A 17,619-nucleotide genomic window follows, 5' to 3' on the forward strand; every position below is an offset into this window, starting at 1 on the left:
ATGAAAGTCTGCCAGTTACTGACAGACTTTCTGATTAAATAAATGGTGCTGACTAGTCTGTCAGTAAAAATTGAACATGAAAAAAATAATAATTTGGGTTGCAGCTGCATTGAGTTTACTAAGTCTAAGCGCTTGTAGCAATGGAAAATCGAGTCAAAAAGATAATCGTGATTTATTAAAAACACCAATCAATAAAGATGTGACAACCATGGGAACTTACATCAAAGTCACTGTTTATGACAAGGATAAAGAAGCAGCAGTTGATAAAGCCTTAAAACTTCCTGTCGAATATAATAAATTAACTACTGTTAATCAATCGGGTTCACAAATTGATGATATTAATCAAAATGCGGGAATCAAACCTGTCAAAGTAGACGCAAGTGTCTATGAATTGGTTAAAGCTGGTTACAATTATTCAGCTAAAGATTTAGGTTATGATATTACCATTGGTTCTCTGACAAGTCTGTGGAATATTGGGATGGATAATGCTAGAAAACCTGCTCAATCAGAAATTGACCAAGTTTTGCCCTTGATTAATTATCATGATATAAAATTTAATGATAAAAATCAGACGATTTATCTGACTAAAAAAGGTGTTCGCTTAGACTTGGGCTCAATTGTTAAAGGTTTTGTTGCTATGAAAATGGTGGATTCACTCAAAAAAGATGGGGTGACCACAGGAATCGTGAATCTTGGCTCTAGTTCAATTTATGTCATTGGTCATTCACCGCGTGGGGCTGACAGTCCTTGGACGATTGGTATCAAGAATCCAAATGACCCGACTGGAACGCAAATGGGGATTATTGAAGCTTCAAATGAACATGTCAATACCTCAGGAATCTATGAGCGTTATTTAGAAGTTGATGGTCATAAATATAGTCACATTTTAAATCCTAAAACAGGTTACCCATTTGAAAATGATATTGCAAGCATTACCTTATTAATTTCTGGCAAAGATAAGACAAATGGTGACGGTTTATCAACCATGATTTATGCTATGGGGACTAAAAAAGGCTATGAATATGTTGAAAAATTAAAAAATGTAGAGGCCGTATTTGTTGATAAAAACAACAAAGTCTATATCACTCCGGGATTAAAAGATAAATTTCAACTTTCAGAAAAGACTTCTTTTAAAATAGGAAATATTACAAAATTAAAATAATTGTTTAAATCTTGCTATATGCAAGATTTTTTTGTAAAAGAATTAAAACTTTTGACTCGGAACTTAAATCGTGATACAATAAGTGGAAAGAGTACATTAAATAAAAAGGTGGTCATATATAGATGGAAGAGCGCACAAAAAATAAAAATAAAAAAAGAAAGTACAACTGGCTTTTAAATACATTCATTGTCCTATTATTTATTGTGGGCTTAGTATTAATTTTTAATAAACCTATTCGAAATATGATGATTGCCACAAAGAGTAATCATTATCAACTTCAAAATGTTTCAAAAGAAAAAATTGAAAAAAATAAAAAAGCTGATGTGAGTTTTGATTTCGCAGCAGTAAAATCAGTTGATTTCCAATCCGTGCTTTCCAATCAGTTTGATAGCCAACCTTTACCAGTAATTGGGGGGATTGCAATCCCCGAATTGAATATTAATCTTCCTATTTTTAAAGGAGTTGGAAATACTTCACTTTTATATGGGGCCGGAACCATGAAAGCTGATCAAGTGATGGGTGAAGGAAATTATACTCTTGCGGGTCACAATATGACTGGTTTCACTTCAGACTTATCAATTTTATTTACTCCTTTAGAAAAAGCAAAAGCGGGAATGTCCATTTATGTTACTGACAAAAATAATGTTTATCAGTATAAAATTGATAAAATTGATGTGGTAACGCCAGAACATGTTGAAGTTTTAAATGATACTCCGGGTAAAAAAGAAATCACTTTGGTAACTTGTGCTGATGCCGAAGCCACACATCGGATTATTGTTCATGGAACATTTGTTGATGAGAAGGCATATGATAAGGTGACAGATTCTGTGAAAAATGCTTTTGAGAAAAAATATAATCAAATCAATAATTTCTAATTAAAAAAATTTCGTGTAAATCACGAAATTTTTTTGTCTTTATATAGAAGAGCAAACTGATAAAAAATAAGAAATAAAGAAATCTATGAAGTACTGTAAATAGGGCGTTGTAGCTTATAAGTTTCAAAAAAAAGAATGAGTGAAAATTTAATAAAAAAATGTTATGATAACGACATATATCAATTATCGTTAAATAATAACTAAGATAGAAGGAAGTTATGAAAAACAAAAAAACTAAAAGCTCTAAGGCTAAAAAAATAAAAACAGTTAAAGCTTGGCAAGAAACTGCCGCCAAGCTTTTGGGTATTTTATTACAATTCGCCTCAATTTATGCTCTAATTGTCGGATTAGTAGGCTGGCTAATGCCCCCTGTTCAAAAATTTATTTCAGGATTTTTATATCTCTTTGCTCTTCCGACTGATTTCAGTATTTTTAATGCCATTGTTCTTTTTATTCTTGCCAGTTCAATTCGCCATCGTAGAAGATTGGCTCTTTGGATAGAGGTAATTTATTTTCAGTTTGCCTTTGTTATTTTAGGAATAATTTTCTTGGCATCTTACTTTTCAGGACTTGTTAGCAAAGAGACTTTAGAGGCAGCTAATTTTTCAATCTTGTCTCTCTCATTTGTCATCTTAGGGGTCCTTGTTTCTTTAGGAACAGTAGTAGTAATGATTCTTTCTAGAAATGCTTTTCCAACAAAGATTGTTAATGGAACATGGTGGAAAGCACTGATTATCGCAACGGGAGGATTTGTCAGCTCAATTATTGGTGGAGTGGTGGTTTCATACTTGACCTATCATGGTTCAGTCACACTAGGGCAAAGACTCTTTTATGTATTTAAAGAATCGGTCAGTGATTTTCGTTACCTACTTCCCTTTGGACAAAACATTTTTAATTACAGCTCAGGTAATAATATTTGGGTGAGTAGTACAATCTCAGTCATTATGTTACTTGGTTTCATAAGCGCTTTTTTGATGTTTACCCGCTCCACTCAAAGAGAACTTTCAGCAAATGCTAAACAAGAATTAGCAGTTCGTCAGTTAATTTTAGACTATGGAGATGAAGATTCTCTTGCTTATTTTGCGACTCGCAGAGATAAAAAAGCGATATTTTCTAAAAATAAAAAGGCAGCCATTACTTATCATCTTTTTGGTGATGTCTTGCTTGCGAGCGGTGACCCTATCGGAGATGAAAAATCTTGGAAGAGTGCAGGAGAAGCCTTCTTAAGTCTTGCACGGGCGCATGGATGGACTCCGGGCGTTGTTGGTTCATCTGAAAAAGGAAGTAAGATCTATTATCAGTTAGGCTTAAATGCAACAGTTTTTGGTGATGAGGCTGTGGTCCTTGTGCCAGAGTTTTCTATTGAAAATGCAGCGATGCACGATGTTGCGCAAGTCATGCGTCGGGCAGAGCGTGAAAATTATCAAGTGAAGATTCGACGTCAAGCTGACATTCCTTCTGATGAGTTAATTGAACTCACTAGATTGACAGAGGAATGGAGAAATGGTGATGAGCGGGGTTACTCAATGGCTTCAAGTCGTTTTGGGGACCCAACTGACCAACAAATGATGATTGTGACCGCAAGTGATGCTGAGGGAAATTATCAAGGAATTCTCTCATTTGCTCCAGTTGGTTCAGACAAACTTTCACTGGATACCATGCGTCGCTCTCCAAATGCAATGAATGGTGTAGTAACTTTTATGATTACAAGCTTGATTGAGGCTGGCAAAGAAGAAGGACTGACTGAAATTAGTTTGAACTTTGCAGCTGCTCGCCAATTTTTCATAAATGGAGAAAGTTTGCAAGCTAATGCTTTGGATAAAGCTGCTCGAAAAGTAATGAAATTTTTCTCACGCTGGTATCAACTAGAGTCTCTTTATCGTTCAAATGATATCTATCTGCCAGAATGGCGTACACGATATATCTGTTATGATAATGGTGGCTCGTTAACCTCAGTTCTTTTTGCGATTGGACAAGCAGAAGGGTTCGTTCCGACAAATATTTCATCAAAAATTAAAGGATTTTTCTTCCATGATTATGAGAATAGCATTGAAAATCATTGGTGGGAAAAGACATCTTTTATCAAAAATGTTCATCAGATTGAAGAGAAAAAACGGTTGGAATTGTCAAATGAAAATAATCATGATGATACTTATCTACAAAAACTTAATGATTTAAAACAACTCGGGATTGCACCATACAGCCTTCCAGATACAGATTTTGAGTCAGTTAATAATCTCCGAATGAATTATGAAAACACTGACGAGTTTGATGAAGAGGAACATTCGATACAAGGAAGACTTGTCAGCTCGCGTGGACGTGGCGCAATATTCTTTGCTGATTTATCAGATAATCAATCAAAGATTCAATTGGTCATAAAACGTGACGTCATCAATGAATGTTCTGAATCAGAAAATCGTTTGGAAAATTTTGCAACCTGGAAAAAAGATGTGACTGTCGGTGACAGAGTACTAGTTAAAGGAGTTCTCATGCGGACACAGACTGGAGAATTGAGTTTGCGGGTAAATTTATGGAAGATGCTTTCTAAAACTCTAGTAGAGCTGACAGAAGAGAGAAAAGTAAGTCAAACTACCTTTATTGAACAGACAGAGAAATTTTCTAAGATAAGAGAATCATTGATATTAAATGGTTTCGTCGAAGTCGCAAAACAAGAGTATTTAGCTCTGTCAGTGGGCTATGTGTCAGTGGGCTATGATAAAGTTTTTTCTATACATGATTTGAAAATTAATCTTCTTTGGGCTTACCGGTCAGCGGACGATGTCAGAGAATTTCTCAGTAAAGTGGTAGATGAGGACTCCTCAGTAAACTTATCAGAGATTTTTCCAGATCCAGAAATGAATAAAGAAGGAACTCCAGAACTTAAAAGAGCACTCTCCTTTGGGTTACCTGCATTTACAATGGCAGAAATCTTTATAAGTGAAGAAACAAGTAACTTAGGAGTAAATAATAAAAATGAGAAAAAGTAATTATTTAGTAGCATTAGCAACCTGTGCAGCCTTACTATACAATGCTTGGATTCTTGCTTTTTGGTTAAATCCAAGTGTTGTCAATTCAAGCCTCTTAAGTGGGCTTTCAGCGCTTAATCAACCTTATCATCAACTTTTTACATTGACAGATATACTCTCAGGCAGTTTTTGTTTTTTACTTGCTTTGGGAATTTTTATGACAAATAAAAAAGAAGACAAGCGTCTTCTTATGATTCTTACTTCGATTGCTGGCTTTGGCATAACAACCGCCTTGGCAGCACTTTTTCCATACGCAGATCTTACTCACAGTGAAGGAATTCCTAACCCATTGAGGGAACCCAAATTATTTATCCATGATGGTTTGAGTGTCCTAGCCTTGCTTTTCATTCTTTTGGGGGTAGTAATCTCCCTTTTGGTTTATCGTAATTTCTTTTTATTAATTCTGGTCATTACTTTTGTAGTAACCACTTTACTATCTTTCGTTGCAGGAGCTATTCCACAATTGGTGGGACCGCTTGGTCAGCAAATCAATGCTCTGCTTGGTGGGATTTGGCTTGTTTTTATAAGTTGGCGAGTTCTGAACGACAGTTCTCAAGCAACTCATGTGGAGAACTGACCCTTCTAATGGGAGATAATTTAAGTAAAAGGTTTGCCGAAATAAAACCAATTAAAGTGGCAAACAAATGTCCCATATCCCAAATGCTATGTTCGAAGAGGACAGGCAATAAGATAAATAAACCTAAAGCAATAATACTAATCGTGAAAAACCACTTTTTCATTAAAAGGATTGCCGCAGCACAACCTGCAACCATTATATAAGAAACACCAACATCAGTTGCCTTGGCTAAGGAACTTGGAGCATGTCCACTATTGATAGCCCAAAGTTCAATAAAAATTGTCGCGATACTTGCCAAGATATGACCGGATAAAGTAATAACAATAATCCGAGGGGAACCATACTTACGCTCTGCCCAAGCAATAATTGTCCAAAAAATAGCGACATAGATGATAAGACCAGCACCATTATCAGCCACCCAAAAGGCACTGTCAAAAAATACAGAGATTGGACGGTCGGAGACTCGAGCAATACTTGTAGAAGCATGATTAGTTAAAATATTAATCAAATGTTGGGGTGTCGTCCCTTGTACAAGAGTAAAAGCACAAAAAATAGCGGTGTAGGTAAAAGTTGCTGGAGCTGATTGTAGCCATTTTGAAAGAAAAAGCGTGTAAGGAGATAATTTACGAACAATGTCGTGAATTTTACGAGAAAAATGAGCAAAAAATTTCAAAAGATACCAAATGCAGCAGATAATTAGTACAGTCGATAAAAATATCATTTATTTTTTTCCTTTTCCTTTTATTATATCACTAAAGCTTAGAGAGTGGGTCACAAGCTTATTTGTGAAATAAAGGAGTGCCAAAAGAACTGCATGATGTGTTTGACTTATGCTATAATTAATAGTGATTGTGACAGCTAGGAGAATAAAATGAATCCATTATTACAGGGAATGAACGAAAAACAAGCACAAGCGGTCCAAACGACAGAAGGACCTTTATTAATTATGGCTGGAGCTGGTTCAGGGAAGACTCGTGTCTTAACTCACCGGATTGCTTATTTAATTGATGAAAAAATGGTTAATCCTTGGAATATACTAGCGATTACCTTTACAAATAAAGCAGCAAAAGAAATGCGGGAGCGTGCCTTAGCACTTACTCCTAGAGCACAAGATACATTAATTGCCACTTTTCACTCAATGTGTGTCCGAATTTTAAGGCGTGATGCTGACCATATTGGCTATAATCGTAATTTTACAATTATTGACCCAGGTGATCAAAAATCATTGATGAAACGGATTTTGAAAGAAGCTAATTTGGATCCTAAAAAATGGGAACCTAAAGGTCTTTTAAATGCAATTTCAAATGCTAAAAATGACTTACTAGATGAAACAGCTTACGAAGCACAAATTACTGCTAGACACCCTTATGAAATGGTTGTTGCGCGTGTTTATAAGATTTACCAAAAGGAATTGCGCAAAGCAGAATCAATGGATTTTGATGATTTAATCATGCAAACCTTACGTCTTTTTGATGAAAATCCTGATGTTTTAGCCTATTATCAAGGGAAATTTCAATATATCCATGTTGATGAATATCAAGATACCAACCATGCTCAATATCAATTAGTCAAACTATTGGCTAGTCGTTTTCAAAATATTTGTGTTGTTGGGGACGCTGACCAATCGATTTATGGTTGGCGTGGAGCTGATATGCAAAATATTTTAGATTTTGAGAAAGATTATCCAAAAGCTAAAGTCGTCCTATTAGAAGAAAACTATCGTTCGACTAAGACCATACTTGATGCAGCTAATAATGTTATCAAAAATAACTTGAAAAGACGTCCTAAAGAACTATGGACTCAGAATGATGAAGGAGATAAGATTGTTTATTTCCGAGCAGGAAATGAGCAAGAAGAAGCAAATAAAGTTTCTGAAATCATTAGTTCAGGAGTTCGTTCAGGTCGTTCATATGCTGATTATGCGGTTCTCTATCGAACCAATGCTCAATCTCGGACGATTGAAGATTCGTTTGTGAAATCAAATATTCCTTATACGATGGTTGCAGGAACAAAATTTTATTCTCGTAAAGAAATTCGAGATGTGATTGCTTATTTAAATGTAGTAGCCAATCCAGCGGATAATATGAGTTTTGAACGGATTGTCAATGAACCTAAAAGAGGAGTTGGTCCGGGGGCTTTAGAAAAATTACGTCGCTTTGCAGAAAGTCGTAATCTTTCTTTAGCAGATTCAAGCTTTGATATTATGCTTTCTGATATTCGAGGAAAAGCGGCTGGCGAGATTTATAATTTAGCAATGGCCTTTGATTTGTTGAGAACACATAGCGAAAGTTCAACAATCACAGAATTGGTTGAAGAAATGTTAGAGCGTGCGGGTTATCTTAAGGCCTTGCAGCTAATGCCAAGTATTGAAAATCAGGCTCGGATTGAAAATATTGAAGAATTCTTATCTGTAACCAAGGGTTTTGATGAGAAATCAGAAGTTCCTTTGGATGAAGAAACTGGTGAGCCTATCATTGAAACAGGTTTGGACAAATTGAGCCGTTTCCTTAATGAAGTCAGCTTGCTTTCTGAAACAGATGCCTACGAGGAAGAATCTGACCAAGTCACAATGATGACTTTGCATGCCGCAAAAGGTTTAGAGTTTCCTATTGTTTTCTTAATCGGGATGGAAGAAAATATTTTTCCATTGTCACGTGTGAATGAAGATATTGATGAGTTGGAAGAAGAACGGCGACTAGCCTATGTTGGTATTACAAGAGCAGAAGAAACGCTTTATCTAATGAATGCCAATCAACGGGTTCTTTATGGGAAAACTAGCTATAATCGCCCTAGTCGTTTTATTTCTGAAATTGATGATGAACTTCTTGATTATGCTGGGATTGCTCGTAAAGCAAATTCAACATATAATGCTTCTTATAAATCAGGTGGTTTTGCAAGTGGAATCTCAATGTCAGATGCACTTCATCAACGTAAGGCAGTGATTAATCCAACTGTTGGTCAATCAATCATTGACAACTCAGAAACCGAAGATTGGCAAATTGGGGACACCGCCATTCATCGTAAATGGGGCGAAGGAATGGTCTTAGGGATTTCAGGTTCTGGTAAAAACATGGAACTTAAGATTAATTTCCCAGAGGTAGGAATGAAGCGTCTTTTAGCAGCAATGGCGCCTATTGAGAAAAAATAAGTAACAAAATTATTGGAGAAACTAATGGCTTATCATGAGTTAGAAAAAGTCGAATTGACAAATATGTGTGCCATTATTGACGAAAAAAATCAAAAAGTTCTAGTTCAAGAACGAAAAAAATCGTGGACAGGGATTGCATTTCCAGGAGGACATGTCGAAAAAGGAGAAGCCCTTATCCCCTCAACAATTCGTGAAATTAAAGAAGAAACTGGTCTGGACATTAGCAATTTAAAACTTTGTGGCATTAAAGATTGGTTCGAGCCCAAAAAGAACCGACGATATATGGTTTTTCTATATTCAACAACAACTTTTTCAGGAGAATTGATTAATGAAACTGATGAGGGGAAAGTTTTCTGGCAAAACATAAATCAATTGACCGATTTAAAATTGGCAAGTAGTTTTGCTGAAATGGCAGAGATGATGCTTCGTTCATCTTATTCAGAATTTATCTATGAGATTGACGGAGACACTTGGAAGAAGAAATTTTACTGATTTTTTGCATAACAATAATTATGTAAAAATGCGGCGGGAGGCTTGCTATGACTGAAAAAACAAGATGTAAATGGTGCTTATCAACGGACAAAATGATTCATTATCATGATACCTATTGGGGAGCACCTTTACATAATGATCAAGAACTTTTCGCAAAGTTAGTGCTTGATTTGAATCAAGCAGGTTTATCATGGGCAACAATCTTAAATAAACAAGAAAATTTTTATGAGGCTTTTGATAATTTTGAAATTGAAAAAGTGGCGCTCTATGATGAAGTTAAGGAAGAAGAACTTTTACAAAATACAGGGATAATCAGAAATAAGTTAAAAGTTAAAGCTGCGATTGTCAATGCTCAAAAAGTTTTAGAAATTCAAAAAGAATTTGGCTCATTTGATAAGTACATCTGGTCATTTACAGATGGAAAAGTTTTACAACATCAAGTTAGTGATGAATCGGAAATTCCGGCAACAAATGAACTTTCGGACGCGATGAGTAAAGATATGAAAAAACGCGGTTTTAAATTCACTGGTTCAACTGTGATTTATGCTTTTTTACAAGCGGTGGGTGTAATTAATGATCATGCTGATTACTGTTTTAGACAAGTAGAATTAATGGATTGAAAGTGTTTCTTATGATAGAATGAAGAGAGTTTTAAAGTTGTTAAGTTACATAAATTTTCTTTTTTGAAAAGGAGCTTATTATGGCAAAAATTCACCCTTATCTTACTTTTAATAACACTAAAGAAGCTTTAGATTATTATAAAGCTGTTCTTGGGGCAACTCATATTTCACGAATGCCTGTCGCAGCAGAACAAGCCGAACAATTCGGAGTTCCACTGGAAAAAGCAGCTGATTTAACCATGCATTCCCAGTTTGATATTTTGGGTTCGACAATTATGGCAGCTGATAACTTTATGAAAGTTGACCCACTTGTTTATGATGCTGTATCTATTCTGATTGATTTGGATTCTGAGGATGAAAAAGCTTTAGCAGAAGCCGATGCTTTTTGGGACAAGGCCGTTGAATCAGGAACAGTTACAGTAAATTTGCCTTTTGAGACACAATTTTGGGGTGGAAAAATGGGAGATTTTACTGACAAATATGGTGTGCGTTGGATGTTGCATGCTCAACCCTATTCAAAATTGCCATAAAATTCATAATTAGTAAAAATAAAAGTACTGACAGCCAAGACTGGTCAGTACTTTTTTATATGAAAATCAATTTTTTATTTAACGATACCTAAAAATTTTATAGATATTTGGATAGTTGCCAAAAATTTGTTATAATCGATATGTGAATTTTAACACAAAAGGAGTAACTATGAAAATTTGGACAAAACTGGGCTTGCTCTCGCTTGTAGGCCTCACTTTAACAGCTTGTGGAAGCAACACAAAGACAGCTAAAGAACAATCGAGTTCGTCTCAAAAAGTTGAAACTTCTGCTGGTGCAAGTAAATCAAACACTTATGCAGATCCTTCAACATTAAGTGATAAATATGATGTTATTATTGTTGGTTCGGGTGGAGCTGGAATGACAGCAGCAATTGAAGCGAAAGATGCTGGAATGAATCCAGTGATTTTGGAAAAAATGCCGATAGCTGGAGGAAATACTTCAAAAGCCTCAGCTGGTTTGAACGCATCAGAAACATCAGTCGAAAAAGCACAGGGTGTTGCCGATTCAAATGATAAATTTTATGAAGAAACGCTCAAAGGTGGTGGTGGAACCAATGATAAAGCCCTTCTTCGCTATTTTGTTGACCATTCAGCTGGAGCTGTCGATTGGTTAAATACCAATGGAATTGTATTAGATAATTTAACAACTACAGGTGGGATGTCAGTCTCTAGAACTCACCGTCCACATGATGGTTCAGCAGTAGGGGGCTATCTGGTAAAAGGACTCGAAGAAAACATCTCGAAACGAAATATTCCATTATTTGTAAATAGTGATGTAACTAAAATTACTGAAAAAGATGGAAAAGTATCTGGAGTAAAGGTTAAAATCGAAGGGGAAACAAAAAATATTTCTTCTAAGGCAGTAGTAGTCACAACTGGAGGCTTTGGTGCAAACAAAAAAATGATTGCCAAATATCGTCCAGATTTAAAAGATTATGTAACAACAAATGCTGCTGGCTCAACTGGTGACGGAATCACTATGATTTCAGAACTTGGTGGTCAATTAGTTGATATGGATAAAATCCAAATTCACCCAACTGTATTCCAAAAAACAGGTTATCTGGTTTCAGAGTCTATCCGTGGTGAGGGAGCAATTCTTGTAAATCAAAAAGGAAAACGTTTCTTTAATGAGATGGATACCCGTGATAAAGTATCTGCTGCCGAACTCAAACAACCTGGGAAATATTCTTATGTTATTTTCGGTGAAGGAACAAAAGCTAATGTAAAAGCTGTTGAACAATATATGTCTAAAGATATGGTTGTAGAAGGAAATAGTGTAAAAGATCTTGCTGACAAGCTTGATATTGACCAAAAAACACTTACTTCAACAATTGATGGCTGGAACAAAGCAGTTTCAACTAAAAAAGATGAAGAATTTGGTCGTACAACAGGAATGACCAATAATATTTCTGGTAAGTTTTATGCGATTAAAGTAGCGCCGGGTATTCACCATACAATGGCAGGGGTTAAAATTAATACAAATACTCAAGTTCTGAAAAAAGATGGAAGTCCAATCCAAGGCTTATATGCTGCAGGAGAAGTTACTGGTGGCCTCCATGGTGGAAATCGAATTGGTGGGAATGCAGTCGCTGATATTGTAATATTTGGACGTCAAGCAGGACTTCAATCATCTGCTTACGCGAAAACAATTGACTAATAATAAAGAAAGTTAAAATTAAACTGGAATGAAGTGCTGACAAGTCTGTCAGTACTTTTTTCTAAAATAATACTAATTTTCATTTTTATTGTATACTAATATTAAGTTTGTATAGAAAAGGGCTAGATGATAATGGATAATGATATTCAACTATTGACAGAAGAAGCAAATGAGTTATCTCACATTTTGAATAGAGGAAATATTGTCAGTGCCCAAGTGCAAAAAATGGAGCCTTATGAGCAAGGATTTTCTGGGGCTAGTTTACTTCGACTCAAAGTCCTTTTTGCTGATGGACAGCAAGGAAGCTTTATTGGTAAGAAAGCAGATTTAAAGGAGAGAATGGTGATGCGAACGTTGACAGAACAAGGTCATCATCATACGCCAGCATCTTACTGCAAGAATTTAACATCAGATGAAGCCCAATGGATGGTTGAAGAAGACTTAGGTAAACAACTTAGTGCCCCTCCTAATCGCTTACAATGGTTGAATAAAGTTGCGGCTGCTCTTGCTGAAATTCATGGAAATAATATGAAGCGAGGAAAAGAAATGGCGTGGCTTACGCCTGCTGATGCTGAATATTGGAATAAAATAGTAGGTCAATTATCGGTGGACCATTTTGAAAAAGCAATTTCTGATGATTATAGATTTGCTCAGCAATTTGAAGGCTATTTACCGAAAGTAAAAGAAAAGGCCGCTTTATTTGCGAAGAATATGATAGAAATCTCTAAGGAAGAAGAATGGTTAACCTTGACACATGGCGATTTACAAAATGTTGAGGGAAACCATGTCTATAATATTCAAGGAAATCCTTATATTATTGATTTTGGATTTTCAAGCTATGCTCCTTTTTATATTGACCTTGTAGATTATTTTTCTGCTGATGAGGCTATCTTATATCATAAAGCACTTATAGAAAGAGGCTTTTCTTTGGAATTAAAAGACTTTGAAGAACGTTTTAAGGCAGCAAGTTTATACCCTTGCTTTATTTACATGTTTCCAAGTATGATGGACTGGAAAAGGGGAAATGAAGAAAAGTTGATGAAATTGATTGATAAAATTGTTCATGACTGACGTAAAAAAATGGCTAAGTTCTATCATTAAAAAAACGCGAAATAAACAATCAAATATAAAAATAAAAAAAGACAAAATGTTTAAATTTGTCTTTTTCTTTTATTGAGAAAATTCGGACATGCTAATTATTTTCTTTAGTTTTTTTCTTCCGACGACGGTAGAGATAAAGTAAAATAACAAAAATAGGAATTAAGAGTAAGAACCATAATAACCACCAATAAGAGTCTTTCTTTTGAACAGAATTGTTCGCAATTTCTTTGACTTGTTTATTGCTAACAGTAAATTTCTCAGTAAAATGCCAAGTATTTTTACCAGATTTGGCTACCAAATCTAAATAGTAATGTCCTGCTTTAAGCTTAGTCTTTGCGGGAACACTATAATCAAAAGTAGAATGAGGGGCCATATCAAGATTTTCATCAGTAGATTGATATAAAAGTTTATTATTATCTTGCTGATAAACTTTAGTGGATATAGACAGGTGTGGCATTACCCAGCTTGTTGGATTAGCCAGTTTAGCCAGAATGCCTGATTTATTTTTATTGGTAACTCCTGCTGTCACTTCGGTCAATTGTAAATCTAGCTGAGGTGGTGAGCTTGGCTGTGTTCGAATGACTACGGGGATTTCTGCACTATAATGATTAACGATTTTTTGATTTTTATTTTCTTTTTGTTCTACATTATTTGGAACTTTTGAGACATGAATAGCGCCTAAAATGATTCCAGGTGATGAAACGGAAGGTTGGGTCAAATTAAGAAGAATTTCTTTACTTTGATTTCCAGCAATTTCAACTTCTGTAGTCTCAGCATTTAATTGGCTAAGAGTTGTTGAAGTACTAGGGAAAGGAAGAGTAGCTTTAGAAGGGGCCGCATAAGTTATTTGCCCTAAATTATTTGTCAAACCATTATATAAAGAAACTTTGAATTTATTAGTTTGACTTTCGTTATTAGAAATTGTTAAGGAGAGTTGAGCTGTAGAATCAGTTGGAATCAGCAAATCATAAAATGATGCGTCTTTTGTCTGGTACTGATTTTCATTTTTCTTAATTGAAAAATTGGCATCTGCCTTTACAGGGAGCTGTGTCACTAAAAGACTACCGAAAACAAATGATAAAAGGAGGAAGAGTTTTTTCATAAGAGTTCCTTTTGGGAAGATTATTAATAACAACCCTCACGCCGTGAGGGTTGCCTATAAATTAGTTAAAGTCACTAGCTTTTGTGACTGTTTTTGAGATTGTCCAATCAACATTTAATGTGATAGATTTACCAGCAGTAGCTTTTGCTTGATCTTTAGTTAAGGCAATATTTGTACTATCTTTATCAATATTTAATGACTGTTGTCCAAAGATTTCATCATCAGCCGCTTTAGTGAACACAGCACCACTTAAGCTGGTCAATGTTACACCATTTATTGTTAAGTTAGCTCCAGTATCTTGAGTGCTACCTGAAACTGTCCAACCTGTTGGGTTGGCTCTTGTATCAGTGACGTGTACAGCTTCCTTACCAGTTGTATTAGTACTATCTTTCAAAAGAACTGAAATATCACTATTATTATATTGGAATGAACCAAAGTCAAGGCTATCAATACTATTAAGTGTAACATCACCATCAGTAATTTCTAGAGTTCCTGTAGAAGTAGCGTCATCAGCAAATACAACGGCTGTTGATGAGACTCCCATTAGAGTAGCTAGGGTTAATAAAGCAAGGTTTATTTTTTTCATTTTTATATCTCCTTAAGTTAGTGGATTTTTAGAACTACAATATTGTAACACATTGTAACCAAAAAAACTAACATTAAAATGATATAATACTTAATAGTTTTTAAAAACATAAAGGAGATTGTTTTGCATTGATGTAGTATATAAATTACAACATTACAAAACAACCTTCTGAAAGTGTGGTATTAAGGGGATTAATTGAAAAGAAGTAAATGTTTTTTGTATTATATAAGTGAGATTGTCATATTCGCCATTTTATTGGTGCTTTTATCGCAAGGAGTTCAGGCAGATACAAAAGGAATTGTTAGACCGAGTGACAAATATCCTTTAGGAGCGGCAACAATGGCAACTTTCTATGCAGGGGAGAATATGGTTATTAACACTAACTATCCAACCAATGGGGAGTTTTATGCAGGTCACTTTTATTCAGGAACAAGTTTATCAAGTGATGGAAAAACTGAACTTGGACCTGGAAGTATCAATGATTTAAGTAAATATACAGGTAAGTTGCCCAATAATCTGGATCCAATGTTTATTTCGCCCACGGCATTTTCTCCAGCTATCACAAAGTCACTTGCTGAGACACAGAGTTTGCGAGGAAATCAAGGGGAGACCTACCATTACGTGATGGGGGCAACCAAAGCTGATGAATTTACTGACAATCAATTAAACAGTATTTTTAATAATAATGAATATAAGACAGCTTTTACGAATAAAGCTTACAAGAAATCTAATGGAGAAACGGCTCATCTTGAAGATATTGATTATTTTAAAGATAATGGTGTAGTCAATCAAAGTTCGGGAATTCAAAATGTAACGACTGTCAGTGATTATTATGATAATTTGACTGCGAGTACCTATGATTCTGAGGGAAATATAACTGGTTATAAATTGGCGGTCTTTAATGATGCAATAAAATCTGTAACAGTCAACAGCCAAATGGTCAAAGACCCTATCTGGACTTCGCCAAGCCTTATCCAAATAAATATAAATATGGATGAAACTAAAACGAATACTGGGGTTGTTGCGGTCGATATTGACGGTAAGGCAAATAATGGTATTTTTCAAAATTCAGAAGAAGTATCAATAAATTTGTTAAACTATGATTCTAGTAAGCAAAAAATTCCTTATATCATTTTGAATTACCATAATTTTAATCAATTTAATTTTGAGAACACTTCAATTTTCAGAGTAAGTGCTTATACAAGTGAACAAGTGAAACGTGATAAGCCAGATGTAAATCAATTCTATTTAAAAGATGACCGTCTAAATTTATCCTCAACAAAGGATAACGCACAGAGATATAATACCGCTTCACATATTATTAATAATTTCAATACAATTACCGGTGGAGAGGACTCAACGATTCAAATCAATAATGATAAAACAGACGATGGTTTTTCATTTTTAGGAACCTTACTAGCCCCTCACACTAATATTTCCGTAAACAGTACCACAACTCAAGGGTTCGCAGGAAATATAGTAACGGGACGCAGTCTTTACTTATTAAGTGATATCACCGCTGACAATGCCTTCTCGGCGAATTTTAACAGCGATGGTGATTTTCCCGGTACCAGCGATTTAGAACCTGATGCAAATACACCACCGCGTATTCTATCAATTGATTTACCTGATAATGTTAGTTTTAGCCCAGAAAATGCGACGACTCATTACAAATTTGAATTTTCTTTAAACAATAATATCCAGGTAGACCCAGAATCCCAAACGATGCACCGACTAGATGGCAGAAAAGTAAAAAATACATTTAATATTGAGCAACCAGCCAATAGTTCGAGCAATCTGTGGTCGCGTATGAATGACGGACAATGGAAAAAATATGAAAAAGAAGCAATCGCAGCTAATGACCAAGATAGTGCTCAGACTACCCAACTCTCAATTGCTGACGTCACAGAAGATTTAAAAACTGCTGATGGAAAAGATAATTATGATGATCAGACCTTATATGATGGAGGTCAAATTGATGCTTCTTATGATGTGGATGGTCAACAAAAAGCATTCATTGGTCAGCATTTATTACATAGAAATAAAATTTCATTTATTGTTGCAAGAAAAGAAGATGACTTATCAACGATGAGTCAAGAAGAAATTGATAAGAAGTATTCTAATACAATGGCTGTCTATACACTCGAAGTACATGGAGACCTTTTGGTCAATTATCCTAAGATATTTGATTTTGGGACTTATCAATTGGGGACCTCAGGATTAGCAAATAATGAGTTTAGAGTTGCGAAAGGTCAAATTAATGTAGAGAATCCTTATTATTTGGATTGGAAATTACTTGTAAAAAATACCACGACTGAAATTCAAAATAATCCATTGTTGTTAGATAGCGCAACGGATTTTAATGCTCAATTATATAATCTTGTCAGTGATACAGATGATACTTGGTTACCGGGCGCTTTTGTAAATTTGGGCTCACTCAAGGCAACAGGAGAACAAACAATGCTAGTACTAAGTACTGAACCTGATAATTCGGTTGATTCCAATTGGACTGAAGTTCAGCCAACTTCAAGTATGCAGTTTTATAAAACAGATGTGGAGTTAAAGTTCCATACGAATCGTGCGGATGGTTATGTAAAAAGAACGGGAAGTTATAAGTTGAATGCTTCTTGGGAATTAACAACTCCAAATATCATCAAAAAATAGTTGGAGAATTTCTACATTTATAGATTTAGCAAACTTTAAAAATAATCAGATGAAATTT

General features: G+C 35.1%; 14 protein-coding genes. 11 read left to right on the top strand and 3 right to left on the bottom strand.

Going from position 1 to position 17,619, the window contains the following annotated elements; translation table 11 throughout:
* Nucleotides 1-76 precede the first annotated feature (76 nt).
* From KW2_RS05250 to KW2_RS05265, 4 genes are all read left to right on the top strand, one after another.
* Entirely contained in the window at nucleotides 77-1,162 is a 1,086-nt protein-coding gene (locus KW2_RS05250; protein WP_021037161.1) for an FAD:protein FMN transferase, read from the top strand.
* Nucleotides 1,163-1,284: 122 nt separating this feature from the next.
* Nucleotides 1,285-2,037 (top strand): class A sortase, encoded by a 753-nt coding sequence (locus tag KW2_RS05255; protein ID WP_021037162.1) that lies wholly within the window; start codon nucleotides 1,285-1,287, stop codon nucleotides 2,035-2,037.
* A 218-nt stretch (nucleotides 2,038-2,255) separates the two neighbouring features.
* Nucleotides 2,256-5,024, top strand: coding sequence for a phosphatidylglycerol lysyltransferase domain-containing protein (locus KW2_RS05260; RefSeq protein WP_021037163.1), 2,769 nt, complete (start codon nucleotides 2,256-2,258; stop codon nucleotides 5,022-5,024).
* A complete protein-coding gene (locus KW2_RS05265) occupies nucleotides 5,011-5,640 on the top strand; it encodes a DUF998 domain-containing protein (protein WP_021037164.1) in 630 nt (209 codons plus the stop codon). The genes KW2_RS05260 and KW2_RS05265 overlap by 14 nt, the downstream gene beginning before the upstream one ends.
* Here KW2_RS05265 and KW2_RS05270 read toward each other — a convergent pair.
* A complete protein-coding gene (locus tag KW2_RS05270) occupies nucleotides 5,585-6,361 on the bottom strand; it encodes a rhomboid-like protein (protein ID WP_021037165.1) in 777 nt (258 codons plus the stop codon). The genes KW2_RS05265 and KW2_RS05270 overlap by 56 nt on opposite strands.
* A gap of 150 nt (nucleotides 6,362-6,511) precedes the next feature.
* On the opposite strand from KW2_RS05270, the gene pcrA reads away from it, so the two are divergent.
* From pcrA to KW2_RS05300, 6 genes are all read left to right on the top strand, one after another.
* Nucleotides 6,512-8,788 (top strand): DNA helicase PcrA, encoded by a 2,277-nt coding sequence (gene pcrA / locus KW2_RS05275; protein WP_021037166.1) that lies wholly within the window; start codon nucleotides 6,512-6,514, stop codon nucleotides 8,786-8,788.
* 24 nt (nucleotides 8,789-8,812) lie between these two features.
* Nucleotides 8,813-9,280, top strand: coding sequence for an 8-oxo-dGTP diphosphatase (locus KW2_RS05280; RefSeq protein WP_011835296.1), 468 nt, complete (start codon nucleotides 8,813-8,815; stop codon nucleotides 9,278-9,280).
* A 47-nt stretch (nucleotides 9,281-9,327) separates the two neighbouring features.
* Nucleotides 9,328-9,900 carry a DNA-3-methyladenine glycosylase I gene (locus KW2_RS05285; protein ID WP_021037167.1) on the top strand — a complete coding sequence of 191 codons (573 nt, stop codon included), beginning with the start codon at nucleotides 9,328-9,330 and terminating at the stop codon, nucleotides 9,898-9,900.
* Between the two features lie 80 nt (nucleotides 9,901-9,980).
* Complete coding sequence (locus KW2_RS05290) at nucleotides 9,981-10,430, top strand: VOC family protein (protein ID WP_015082395.1); 450 nt, start codon at nucleotides 9,981-9,983, stop codon at nucleotides 10,428-10,430.
* Nucleotides 10,431-10,599: 169 nt separating this feature from the next.
* Nucleotides 10,600-12,108: a flavocytochrome c gene (locus KW2_RS05295; RefSeq protein WP_021037168.1), complete on the top strand. Its 1,509-nt coding sequence runs from the start codon at nucleotides 10,600-10,602 to the stop codon at nucleotides 12,106-12,108.
* Nucleotides 12,109-12,240: 132 nt separating this feature from the next.
* Complete coding sequence (locus KW2_RS05300) at nucleotides 12,241-13,179, top strand: phosphotransferase (protein WP_041168614.1); 939 nt, start codon at nucleotides 12,241-12,243, stop codon at nucleotides 13,177-13,179.
* A gap of 121 nt (nucleotides 13,180-13,300) precedes the next feature.
* Here the strand turns inward: KW2_RS05300 and KW2_RS05305 are convergent, their stop codons facing one another.
* Both KW2_RS05305 and KW2_RS05310 read right to left on the bottom strand, forming a co-directional pair.
* Complete coding sequence (locus KW2_RS05305; RefSeq protein ID WP_021037170.1) at nucleotides 13,301-14,311, bottom strand: DUF3324 domain-containing protein; 1,011 nt, start codon at nucleotides 14,309-14,311, stop codon at nucleotides 13,301-13,303.
* A gap of 61 nt (nucleotides 14,312-14,372) precedes the next feature.
* Nucleotides 14,373-14,897, bottom strand: a complete 525-nt coding sequence (locus KW2_RS05310) for a WxL domain-containing protein (RefSeq protein WP_021037171.1) — start codon at nucleotides 14,895-14,897, stop codon at nucleotides 14,373-14,375.
* Nucleotides 14,898-15,092: 195 nt separating this feature from the next.
* Between KW2_RS05310 and KW2_RS12115 the strand changes: the two genes are divergently transcribed.
* Nucleotides 15,093-17,561, top strand: a complete 2,469-nt coding sequence (locus KW2_RS12115; protein ID WP_244878750.1) for a hypothetical protein — start codon at nucleotides 15,093-15,095, stop codon at nucleotides 17,559-17,561.
* Nucleotides 17,562-17,619 lie beyond the last annotated feature (58 nt).

Origin of the sequence: Lactococcus cremoris subsp. cremoris KW2, from assembly GCF_000468955.1 — a bacterium.
Classification (GTDB): domain Bacteria; phylum Bacillota; class Bacilli; order Lactobacillales; family Streptococcaceae; genus Lactococcus; species Lactococcus cremoris.